This window comes from Clostridium sp. UBA4395, from assembly GCF_002390995.1.
Taxonomy (GTDB): domain Bacteria; phylum Bacillota; class Clostridia; order Clostridiales; family Clostridiaceae; genus Clostridium_J; species Clostridium_J sulfidigenes.
The window spans coordinates 24,758-36,829 of sequence record NZ_DGRF01000051.1; the positions used below are offsets into that span (position 1 = coordinate 24,758).

Consider the following 12,072-nt stretch of genomic DNA (forward strand, 5'->3'; position numbering starts at 1 on the left):
TTTTCAATAAATTAAAACAGGTTTTAGATTTGAGTTTATGAATCTAAAACCTGTTTTTTATAGGAGAAAGTGAAATAAAAATTTTATTTCATCATTATAATAAATGTTGCTTTAAGATATAATTTTAAAGTACGATAATTATAGTGGTATGCAAATATATTATTATTTGCAATAGGAAAAGAGGATATGATGAGAAAATTTAAATTACTGTGCTTAACACTAATATTTTTGATAATTACAAATATAGCTATGACGATGATAGCGTTTTCAGATACTGAGAGCAAGATAATTAAAGTGGGTTATTATGATTATCCTTCTTTCATTGAAAAAGATAAAGATGGACTTTTTTCAGGGTATGGAGTAGAGTATCTTGAGGAAATATCAAAATATACTAATTGGAATTATGAATATGTATATGATACATGGCCAGAACTATTAGACAAGCTATCTAAAGGAGAGATAGATTTGTTATGTGGGGCTCAGTACACCGAGGATAGAAGCAAGATATATGACTATGTAGAATATTCAAATGGAATAGAACTTACAACTATGTATGTTTCAAGTAAAAATAACAGTGTATTTTATGAGGATTTTGAAGCATTCAATGGCTTGAAAATAGGGTTTTTAAAGGAAAGTTTTCAAAATACAGTCTTTGAAGGTTATGCAAAACAAAATAATTTCTCTTATGAAAAAGTATATTATGATTTTGAAGAAGAAATGATAGCGGATATGGAATCAGGTAATGTGGATGCTATAGTTTTAGGAAGCATTTCAAATCAGAATAGTGGTAGATTAGTTGCCAAATGCGATATTCACCCTTTTTATTATATAACGCAAAAGGGTAATAATGATATCACCAATGAACTTAATGAAGCATTAAGAAATATAAAATTAAATGATTTAAATTTTGATATGAAATTACGAGAAAAATATTATGGTAATAGTATTTTAAATCAACAACCATTACTTACCCCAAGAGAGGTGGACTTTATAAAAAGAAAGCCGGTGTTAAAAGTGGCTTATAAAGATTATTTAAGTCCTATAGAATATAGGAGTAGTAAGGGTGACTTTTCTGGAATAGTAAGAGATATGTTAGAAGAAATCTCTAGAAAAATAGGTATAGAATTTGAATATGTACAGGTAAAAAATACGGAAGAAGCTATAAAGTTAATGGCAAATGGAAAAGTAGATTTAATAGCTAGTGAATCTAGTAGTGAAAAAAATACACATTCTAGAGACTTTATATTAACTAACTCGTATATATCCTTACCTTTAGTTATAGTTGGAAAAGGAGAAGAATATATAAAAACAGAGAATGTGGATATAGCTATACCTACTGATATGAAAATAAACAAAGAAGCTTTTGAAAATAAATTTGGACAATACAACATTGAGTATTACAATGATTATATTAGTTGTATTAATGCAGTTAAATGGGGAAAAGTAGATATAACAGTATTAGACAGTTACACAGCCAATATTGCTATTAGCAGTATAAAAGATAATAATTTAAAATCAATGAATATTGGGAATTTAAGTTATAATATATCAATTGGAGTGAATCCTAATATAGATTCATTAGTAATACCTATACTTAATAAGGCTATTAATGTTATAGATGAAAAAACTAGAGTAGATATTATTATGAAAAATGTAGTACAAGAATCTATTCCAATAAATTTAAAGGTAGTACTAGTTAAATATAGATTAGAAATTATTATTTTTATATCTTTATTAATAATAATATCTCTTTTGATATTTTTTTATGTAAAACAACGAAGAACAAAGTATTATGAAAAAATGGCATTTACAGATCCACTTACAGGTCTATGGAATGCTAATAAGTTTAAAGTTAGAGCTAAAAAGATACTTGAGACTAATAAAGGAAAATCCTATGCTCTTATATACAGTGACATAGATAAATTTAAGTTTATAAATGATAATTTAGGATATGAAGAAGGAGATAAAATTATTTGTGCAATATCCAATAAATTATACAACTCAATGGGGGAAAATGAAATTTTTGCAAGGGTATCTGCAGATAATTTTTTAATACTTGTAGAATACACAAATAAAAAAGAATTAATTGATAGGTTAACAAAATTTGAAAATATTTTTAGACAATTAGAAAAGGTTTTTGCAAAAAATTATAGGTTAATAGTTGTAAGTGGGATCTATATATTTAATTCTAATGGTATAGAGGTTGAAGATATTATCAATAAAGCTAATATAGCACGTAAATCAGTTAAGGGTTCTCATACAAATAAAATTGCCTTTTATGATAAATGTTTTGAAAATAAAATTATTGAGGAATTAGAAATAGAAAATAAAATGTATAAGGCTCTTATAAATAGAGAATATAAGGTTTATTATCAACCTAAATATGACTTAAATACAGAGAAAATTGTAGGTGCTGAGGCCTTAGTTAGGTGGCAGGATCCTGAGAAAGGGTTAATTCCTCCAGTGAAATTTATACCTTTGTTTGAGAAAAATGGGTTTATAGTAAACCTAGATATGTATGTTTATAAAAGTGTATTGCAGTGTTTAAGAGAAAGATTAGATAATGGAGAAAGAGTAGTTCCAATATCATTAAATGTTTCTAGATTTCATGTTAATAATCCCAATATAGTCAAGGATATTAATGAGTTAGTTAAAAGCTATAACATAGATCCTAAATTGGTAGAGTTTGAATTAACGGAAAGTGCTTTTATGAAAAATGCTGATAGGCTTATAGAAAAAATGATAGGGTTAAAAAAGGTAGGATTTAAAATCTCTGTTGATGATTTTGGATCTGGATTCTCATCATTAAATCTTTTAAAAGAGTTTCCAGCTAATACCTTAAAGATAGATAAAGCATTTTTAGATGAAACAACTAATTCACAGAGGAGTAAAGATATTGTTAAAAGTATAGTTGATATGGCGAAAAATATTAATATGGAAGTAATTTGTGAAGGGGTAGAAACGCGAGAGCAGGCAGATTTCTTAAAAGAGATAGGATGTGAAATGGCCCAAGGATATTTATTTGCAAAACCTATGCCTAGGGAAGATTTTGAAGAACTATTAAATGCAAATTATATATAGGATGAATATATAAATTATAAGCTGATATATCATAAAAAGTTTTGATATATTGGCTTTTAATTTATTTTGGTAACCAATGTTACCGAATTTATAAAGATATTAATATAAACTCATAGATGTAGAGATTAATAAAATATAATCTACTTATAAAGGTTAATATAAATTAAGCAGGTTAAAATATATTTAACTAAATGATTATGATTTGCAATTATATTGAAACTAGGGCTATAAAGTAATTTCAATATAGAAGATAAACATGATTTGAGTTTTAAAATTATTTAAATGTAGGAGGAGAAAATATGAGTTTATATCTTGGAAAAGTACATTATTGGTTATTTAACAAAATATTATGGTTTGAAGGATTAGAGGAAGAAATAATTAATCTAGCTAAGGAAGAGGGACTAGATGTATCTTCATTAGCTAAGGAGATTAATGAAAATCATGGAGAAAAACTGCCAAATCTTCCTTTAGAAGATATGATAGATACAAGTAACATCCATGGGTGGCTACAAGGGAAAATACATTCAGCAGAGGGAAGAATGGCAGCTTGGACAACTAAATTACTAAATAGTAATGAAAAAGTTAAGGCTAAATTAGAAAATATTTATATTCATCAAGGAATGAAAGCAGCTAAGGAAGTTAAAGAAAAATTAGATCCAGCAAGTAATGCTATGGATATATATGATAGAATAAATGACTATATATTAGATGGAATGCCATGTGATAGAGTGAATGAGGTTCTAGTATCTACGGAAGATATGGTACAGTGGAGTAGAAGAATTTGTGTTCATAAGGACATATGGAATAGAGAATCTGGAGATGTTTCTTATTTCTATAGCTTAAGAGGACTATGGATTAAGGCCTTTGTTAATAAAGTTAATGGTAACTATGAATACGAGGAATTAGGAGATGGAACTCAAATCATTAAAAGAAAGTAGGAGGAGAAAAGATGAATGCTATAGATTTAATGATGGAAGAGCATAAGTATATTAAACGTATGCTTACTGTAGTTATAAAAGCTACTTACAAATCTCTAGAAGAAAAGAATGTAAACTATGAAGATTTCTATAAAATGATAGATTTCATTAGAAATTATGCAGATGCACATCACCATAAAAAAGAAGAAGTAATTCTCTTTAATAAGATGGTGGAGGAGCTTGGACTTATTGCAGAGAAGACTGTGAAATATGGTATGCTTGTAGAACATGATTTGGGAAGACTTTATATTACAGGACTAAGTGAAGCACTTGAAAATTTAAAATCAGGTAATAAAGAAGCTATATTAGATGTTATTGCTAATGCCATTTCTTATACTCATCTTTTAGAAAGGCATATAGACAAAGAAGATAATGTAATATATAAATTTGCTACTAGAGAATTAAAGCAAGAAATCATTGATAAGGTAAATGCAGAGTGTGTTGAATTCGAAGATGCAAATACTGAAGTTATGAAAAAATATACTTCAATATTAGAGGAGTTAGAGAAAAAATATCTTTAATAATCGGAATAATGAACTTTAAGTACATGAGAGTTTGTGCTTAAAGTTCATTTTATTTATTTTTATTGACATCTAAATTTTATTTACATATTAAAATACATATTCTTTTGAATTTTGGTAACGAATGTTACCGAATATTGTTTTGTACTTTAGTATACTTTAACTTGTGAAAAGCAATAATAACAATTTAATAGGAGATGAGAAATTTATGTCAATGTTTTGTTATCAATGTCAAGAGACAGCAGGATGTAAAGGCTGTACTATAAAAGGTGTTTGTGGTAAAGATGAGCAAGTTGCAAATGCTCAAGATTTATTAGTATATGTAACTAAAGGATTAGCTATGGTAAGTAATGAAGGAAGAAAAGTAAATGTTATTGATAGTGTAGTAGATAAATATATTACAGAAAATTTATTTATTACTATAACTAATGCTAACTTCCATAGAGATGCTATTTTAAATAGAGTAAAAGAAACTTTAAAATTAAGAGAAACTTTAAAAAGAAAAGTCGTTAGTGCTGGTGGACAAGTTGGAGAAGTAAAAATAACTGGAGGCTTATTTAAAAAGATATTTGGTCTACAAAAGAAAGAAATAGTAATGGCAGATGCAGTAGCTTGGACAGCAGATAATACTATAGAATTTGACGCTAAAGCTGAAAAAGTTGGAGTGCTTGCTACAGAAAATGAAGATATTAGAAGTCTAAGAGAACTTATAACTTATGGATTAAAAGGATTATCAGCATATATGAAGCATGCTATGAACCTAAAATATAATGAGAAAGAAATTCATGGATTTATGGCTAAGGCATTAGCTGCAACTTTAGATGATAGTTTAAGTGTTGATGATTTAGTAGCACTTGCATTAGAAGCAGGAAAATATGGAGTAGATGGTATGGCATTATTAGATAAAGCCAATACTGAAACCTATGGACATCCAGAAATAACAACTGTAGATATTGGAGTTAGAAAAAATCCAGGAATATTAATTTCAGGACACGACTTAAAGGATCTAGAGATGTTGTTAGAGCAAACAGAAGGAATAGGAGTAGATGTTTATACTCATGGTGAAATGCTTGCTGGACAATACTATCCTAAGTTTAAAAAATATAAACATTTTGCAGGAAACTATGGAAATGCATGGTGGAAGCAAAAGGAAGAGTTTGAAAAGTTCAATGGTCCAATTCTTATGACTACAAACTGTATAGTAATTCCAGATAAGTCTTATAAGAATAGATTATTTACAACTGGTGCAACTGGAATGCCAGGATGTGCACATATAGAAGCTAATAGAGATGGCATAAAAGATTTTTCTAAGATTATAGAAATGGCTAAAAAGTGTAAAGCACCTACAGAGATAGAAAAAGGACAAATAGTTGGAGGATTTGCTCATAATCAAGTATTAGCTTTGGCTGATAAGGTTGTGGAGGCTGTTAAAACTGGAGCTATAAAAAGATTCTTTGTTATGGCTGGTTGTGATGGAAGAGCCAAATCAAGAAACTACTATACTGAATTTGCTGAAAAACTACCAAAGGATACAGTTATCTTAACAGCAGGTTGTGCAAAGTATAAGTATAATAAATTAAACCTAGGAGATATTGGAGGAATCCCAAGAGTTCTAGATGCAGGACAATGTAATGATTCTTATTCATTAGTTGTTATAGCTCTAAAACTTAAAGAAGTCTTTGGGCTTGATGATGTAAACGCCCTACCAATATCATATAATATTGCATGGTATGAGCAAAAAGCAGTAATAGTATTATTATCACTATTATACTTAGGGGTTAAAAATATTCATCTAGGACCAACATTACCAGCATTCTTATCACCAAATGTTGCTAAAGTTCTTGTAGATAACTTTGGTATTGGTGGAATAACTAATGTAGAAGATGATATGAAAATGTTCATGGAAAGCTAGAATTACAAGTAATGAAGTATTCAAAGGTAAATGGAGTTTACCTTTGAATACTTTTTTTATAAAAATTTTCTATTCTGTAACCTATGTTACTGAATATAGCAGAGTGTTTTAGTATACTTTAACTTGTAAGAGATACTAATAATTTTAAATTATTAGTTATATATATAAATTTAAATTATAGGAGGAAAAGAATATGATAAATAAAGATATGACAATAGGTGAAGTTATAAGAATGAAAGAAGGAGCTCCTGAAATTTTAATGAGTTTTGGTATGGGTTGCGTAGGTTGCCCATCAGCTCAAGCAGAAACTCTTGCAGAAGCTGCTATAGTTCATGGATTAGACATAGAGAAATTATTAGCTGCATTAAATTAGTTTTAAAGAGTTATTTAAAAGTAGACATTATATAAAATGCATATAAAAAAGAAGTATTAAAGGGAAATTTCCTTAATACTTCTTTTTTTATTAATGGCAAGAAAAACCACCATTAAAAAATTGGTTATTAGAATCATTAGAAGGATAATAAAATTCACTATCTATATCATTTTGTATAGTAGAATCATTTATAGAATTTAAATCATCTACTACCTTTATTGTTCCCTTAAGCATGCCCATCCAACAGCTGTAGTTTATGTCTCCAGCGTCTGGAGTAAATTCTATTACATTTTCTCCTGAGGATAGAGTCTTTTCAATATTCATAGATGGAATAACAATTTTATTATTACAGAAGTTAATACTTTCACCATCAATTATAAACTCTGTAGGAATTCCCTTTTGAATATAAACTACATTTGGAGTATATCCTTGATTATTAGCTTCAATCCTTATAACTTGCTTTCCGTTAGAAATTGTTGCTTTACTAGCTGAAGATTTATCGGATATAGTTGTATTATTATTTCCACCTAAAGATAAGGAATTAGGCATTAAATTAACTCCTATTAAAGACAAGCCACGATTAGCCATAATAATACCTAAAATTATGATAATACCACCACTGTATTTAATTAATCTTTTGGAATTTTTTTGACTAAGTACATTAGCAATAGCTCCAAAGCCTAGCATTAAAGGAATTGTACCTAGGGCAAAGAAAAACATTGAAGTTGCACCAGCTATGACACTTCCAGAAGCTAGAGCATAAAGCTGCATTGTTTGCAGGGGACCACAAGGCATAAACCCATTTAAAAATCCTACTATAAGAGGGTTTCTAAATTTTTTCTGGGAGTTACAGTTACTCCAAGGAAGCTTTATAGAAAATTTTCTAAGGGCTTTAAAACCATATAAGTTTAAACCCATAATTACCATAAATACACCTGCGACTATTGCTATGAAGCCTTGAACTCCAAAGGAAAGAGAAAAAGCTTTACCAATACCACCTACGATACCACCTAAAACCGTATAAGAAATTAAACGGCCTAAATTATAAATAAGTCCAGGTTTAAATTTGTTTTTTTCAGGTACAATAGAAGATGTAATACTTTGGGACATCATTATTCCACCACACATACCCACGCAGTGTAGAGATGTGAAAACACCAATAGTAAATAGAGCAATGTAACTAACTTTACTACTTAAAGCAGAAGACATATCAAATACGCCAGTACCTTTGCCAAGGCGTATCATAAGTAAGGCTATAAGGACTATTCCCATAATGGGTAAAAGTTCTGAGTGACTCTTTTTTTTATCACTAGTAACTTTGTAGCCGGATTTTTCAATAGTAGCAACTATGGTAGAATAGGATACTTTCTCAGCATCATATTCAACATGGACGGTTCCCTTAGTATAGTTTGCTTTTACAATTGTAACTCCTGAAATCTTTTTTAAATGTCTTATTATAGTATTCTCGCAAGACGTACATACCATATTATCAATATTTAGGGTTATAGATTTATTAGACAAAATTATCACCTCATACTTAATTTTAAGATAGTAGCTAAAGTATATATTTAAGTTGTGTAGATTTTATGGAGGAATTCTACATAGAATCTTCATAATGATTTATTATAATTAGAAAGTATATTATAATAAGTTTTAAATTAATGGAGGAGTATAGATGCAAGTGGATATACTTATTGTAGAAGATGAAGTTAAAATTTTAGAAGTTTTGGAAGCATATCTAAAGAAAGCTGGCTATGGTGTTATAACAGCAATAAATGGAAGTGAAGCTATATATAAATATAAACAATACAATCCTAGATTAATAATACTAGATCTAATGTTACCAGATATATCAGGAGAAAAAATTTGTGAAATCATAAGAAAGGAATCAGAGGTTCCTATAATAATGTTAACAGCCAAGGTAGAGGAAGAAAGTATCTTGAAGTGTTTTTCTCTAGGGACTGATGATTATATAACAAAGCCATTTAGCCCTAAGCAGGTAGTGGCTAGAGTAAATGCAGTGTTAAAAAGAGCATTGAATTATAAACAGGATAATGTTTTATCCTTTAATAAGGGAGACCTAGTTATAAATTTAGATACTTATGAGGTAAGACAAGGTAATAATTTAGTAGAATTAACTCCTTCGGAGTTCAAGATACTTTTAGCTTTATGTGAAAGTCCAAAGAAAGCATTCTCTAGAGGCGAACTTCTTGATCGAGCTCTAGGGGATGATAGTGATGTTTATGATAGAATAATAGATTCTCATATTAAGAATTTAAGAAGTAAGATAGAGGAAAATAGTAAAAATCCTAAATATATATTAACAGTTCACGGCATTGGATATAAGTTTGGTGGTGAATAATTCGATGAAATTGAAACATAGGCTTACTTTGATTTTTTTATTATTTTCTATGACAATTATTCTTTTAATTAGTTTTTCATCTCATATATTTATGAAGAAAAACTTTAATAGATATCTAGAGGATATTATAGAAGGAAGAAAAAAATCACTGATTAAAGATATAAGTAATACTTATAAAAATGGACAATGGGATAATAAAAATATAGAAGACATAGGGATTGAAGCTATAAATAATGGATTTATTATAAGCATAAAAGATATTTCAGATAATGTAATATGGAGTGCTAAAACTCATAATAGTAGTATGTGTGAGGCAATGATGAGTAGGATGGGTTACAATATGAGCATTGTAAATCCAGGATATAAAGGTGATTATACTGAGGAAGTATATAATTTGAAAATAGATGAAAAATATGCGGGGATTCTTGAAATAGGCTATTATGGTCCCCTTTATTATAATGATTCTGATGTGATTTTTTTTAAAACCTTAGATAGTATATTAATTTTTGTGGGGATTTTTTCTTTAGGTATCTCCATATTTATAGGAATTTTAATTTCTACTTCAATAAGCAAACCTATAGGAAGCGTAGTTAAAGCCACAAATTCCATAGCTACAGGTAAATATAAAAATAAAATTAAAGAAGAAAGCAATATAAAAGAAATTAATGAAATGATTAGTTCAGTAAATACTTTGGCTTTTAGTTTAGATGAAGAGGAAAAGATAAGAAAAACCATGACTAAGGATATCTCCCATGAACTTAGGACTCCGTTAACTACCATGCAAGGACAACTGGAGGCATTAATAGATGGAATTTGGGAGCCTACAGAAGAAAGGCTGCAAAGTATTCATGAGGAAGTACGGAGATTAAGTAGGTTAGTTGGTTACTTAGAGCATCTTTCTAGATATGAAAGTGAAGATTTGATTTTAAATAAAAATGAAGTTGATATAAAGGAACTAGTAGAAATGATTCTAATTAATTTTGAAAAGGAACTTCATGATAAAAATATCAGTGTGAACAATAAATTAGAAACATTTATTATAAGTGTAGATAGAGATAAAATTACTCAAGGGTTAATAAACATCATTTCAAATGGAATAAAATATACTGAGCAAGGGGGAATAATTGAAATTACCTGTGATGAAGGGAAAAATATAGCAATAATACACATAAGGGATAGTGGCATAGGAATTTCTAAAGAGCACTTACCTTATATTTTTCAGCGATTTTACAGGGCTGATGAATCAAGAACTAGAGCTACAGGAGGAGCTGGTATAGGTCTTACCATATCAAAGGCAATAATAGAAGCTCATGGAGGAAATATAAAAGTTAAAAGTGAAGTTAATGAAGGAACGGAATTTATAATAGAAATACCTAAGGTATAATAAATTTTAAAAATGACTATATTAAATATTAACATTTAGTTAATTTTGATACAGTCATTTTTAATAATATTTGTTGTGAGAATTTAATTCTTGATACCATAGGAATTGGATACGGGACAATAAAATATAGGTAACTTCGGTGGACAATAAGTAAATAGGTAAAATATGAATGTAGCTCCAACTAACATAATAATGGCTATCTTATTCATTATTGGTGGAAATTCAGGTAGTAACATTAAGTTATAACTTACTAATAGTCCTATTAGAATACTAACTTCAAAGATAATTAAATCTTTAAGTAGTGAGTGATGGCCATTCTTTTTAAGCATTTCATAATAAAGAACTAACATTGAAATTGTTGTAATATAAGCGCTTAGAGTCTTTGCAAAGAGAAAATTATTTACATATTTACCTACGAAAAAATATTCTATAATAGCAAAGATTAGAGGAGACCAAAAGGTAAGCTTACAGTGTTCCCATATGCTTTCATTAACGGCAAAGATACCAGAAGTAAAAGATAATTTGTTTGTTGCTTCATAGCCAAAATGTATTAATGCACCTATTAGGAAAATCATGATTGCACCAATGCATTCCCACATTAATAGTGTGGATTTCATAAAATATCGCTCCTTAATTATTGATTTTAAAATAAATTTGAACATATTAATGTATATGAAATGTTAATGAATAATATATTAAATAATTTATAATAATAAATTGTAAGTAAAATTTTTATTAGTGCTTATATGGATGAAAAGTGGTAAAATATAAGTATATTATATAAATGGAAAGGGTAGGTGGATTAAAATGACATATGATAAAATTAAATTACCTTATGAATATAATGGGTTAGAGCCACACATTGATGCTTTAACAGTAGAAACTCACTACGGCAAACATTTACAAACATACGTAAATAATCTTAACAAATTACTTGAAGGACATGAAGCTCTTACTGAAGGTAAAACTTTAGAACAATTGTTAGAGAATTTAGATAGTATTCCAAATGAAATTCGTCAAGGAGTTATTAATCAAGGTGGAGGCGTGGCAAACCACAACTTTTACTTTAGTATTTTAACACCAGGAGGAAAGGGTGAACCAAAGGGAGAATTACTTGAAAAAATCAATAAAGCTTTTGGAAGTGTTGCAAATATGAAAGAAGCTGTTTCTAAAGCTGCTATTGGACAATTTGGTTCAGGCTATGGATGGCTAGTTTTAAATAGTGATGGTGAGCTAGAAGTTATGGCTACTTTAAATCAAGAATCTCCTTTAAGTAAAGGTAAAAAACCACTTGTAACAATCGACGTTTGGGAACATGCTTATTATTTAAAATATAAGAATGTAAGACCAGATTACGTTAATAGTATTTGGAACTTATTTAACTGGGATAAGATTCAAGAAGTATATGAGAGCTATAAATAATTTATTTTGACACTGGATGGGGCTTTCGCAAAATAGATAA

At 28.8% G+C, this 12,072-nt stretch carries 10 protein-coding genes; 8 read left to right on the top strand and 2 right to left on the bottom strand.

Going from position 1 to position 12,072, the window contains the following annotated elements; genetic code table 11:
* Window positions 1-189 precede the first annotated feature (189 nt).
* From B2694_RS09295 to B2694_RS09315, 5 genes are all read left to right on the top strand, one after another.
* A complete protein-coding gene (locus B2694_RS09295; protein WP_346885494.1) occupies window positions 190-3,081 on the top strand; it encodes an EAL domain-containing protein in 2,892 nt (963 codons plus the stop codon).
* A 299-nt stretch (window positions 3,082-3,380) separates the two neighbouring features.
* Window positions 3,381-4,019, top strand: a complete 639-nt coding sequence (locus B2694_RS09300; protein ID WP_346885495.1) for a hypothetical protein — start codon at window positions 3,381-3,383, stop codon at window positions 4,017-4,019.
* Window positions 4,020-4,030: 11 nt separating this feature from the next.
* Window positions 4,031-4,579: a hemerythrin domain-containing protein gene (locus B2694_RS09305; protein ID WP_346885496.1), complete on the top strand. Its 549-nt coding sequence runs from the start codon at window positions 4,031-4,033 to the stop codon at window positions 4,577-4,579.
* A gap of 208 nt (window positions 4,580-4,787) precedes the next feature.
* Window positions 4,788-6,491, top strand: a complete 1,704-nt coding sequence (hcp, locus tag B2694_RS09310; RefSeq protein ID WP_346885497.1) for a hydroxylamine reductase — start codon at window positions 4,788-4,790, stop codon at window positions 6,489-6,491.
* A gap of 193 nt (window positions 6,492-6,684) precedes the next feature.
* Window positions 6,685-6,864 carry a DUF1858 domain-containing protein gene (locus B2694_RS09315; protein ID WP_035131910.1) on the top strand — a complete coding sequence of 60 codons (180 nt, stop codon included), beginning with the start codon at window positions 6,685-6,687 and terminating at the stop codon, window positions 6,862-6,864.
* A gap of 90 nt (window positions 6,865-6,954) precedes the next feature.
* Here the strand turns inward: B2694_RS09315 and B2694_RS09320 are convergent, their stop codons facing one another.
* Window positions 6,955-8,385 carry a sulfite exporter TauE/SafE family protein gene (locus B2694_RS09320; protein WP_346885498.1) on the bottom strand — a complete coding sequence of 477 codons (1,431 nt, stop codon included), beginning with the start codon at window positions 8,383-8,385 and terminating at the stop codon, window positions 6,955-6,957.
* A gap of 154 nt (window positions 8,386-8,539) precedes the next feature.
* On the opposite strand from B2694_RS09320, the gene B2694_RS09325 reads away from it, so the two are divergent.
* Together B2694_RS09325 and B2694_RS09330 are read left to right on the top strand one after the other, a co-directional pair.
* Window positions 8,540-9,226, top strand: a complete 687-nt coding sequence (locus tag B2694_RS09325) for a response regulator transcription factor (protein ID WP_346885499.1) — start codon at window positions 8,540-8,542, stop codon at window positions 9,224-9,226.
* Window positions 9,227-9,230: 4 nt separating this feature from the next.
* A complete protein-coding gene (locus tag B2694_RS09330) occupies window positions 9,231-10,610 on the top strand; it encodes a sensor histidine kinase (protein ID WP_346885500.1) in 1,380 nt (459 codons plus the stop codon).
* A gap of 83 nt (window positions 10,611-10,693) precedes the next feature.
* Here B2694_RS09330 and B2694_RS09335 read toward each other — a convergent pair whose 3' ends face one another.
* Entirely contained in the window at window positions 10,694-11,227 is a 534-nt protein-coding gene (locus B2694_RS09335; protein WP_346877871.1) for a DUF6512 family protein, read from the bottom strand.
* 190 nt (window positions 11,228-11,417) lie between these two features.
* On the opposite strand from B2694_RS09335, the gene B2694_RS09340 reads away from it, so the two are divergent.
* On the top strand, window positions 11,418-12,032 hold the full coding sequence (locus B2694_RS09340) for a superoxide dismutase (protein ID WP_035132638.1): 615 nt from the start codon (window positions 11,418-11,420) through the stop codon (window positions 12,030-12,032).
* Window positions 12,033-12,072 lie beyond the last annotated feature (40 nt).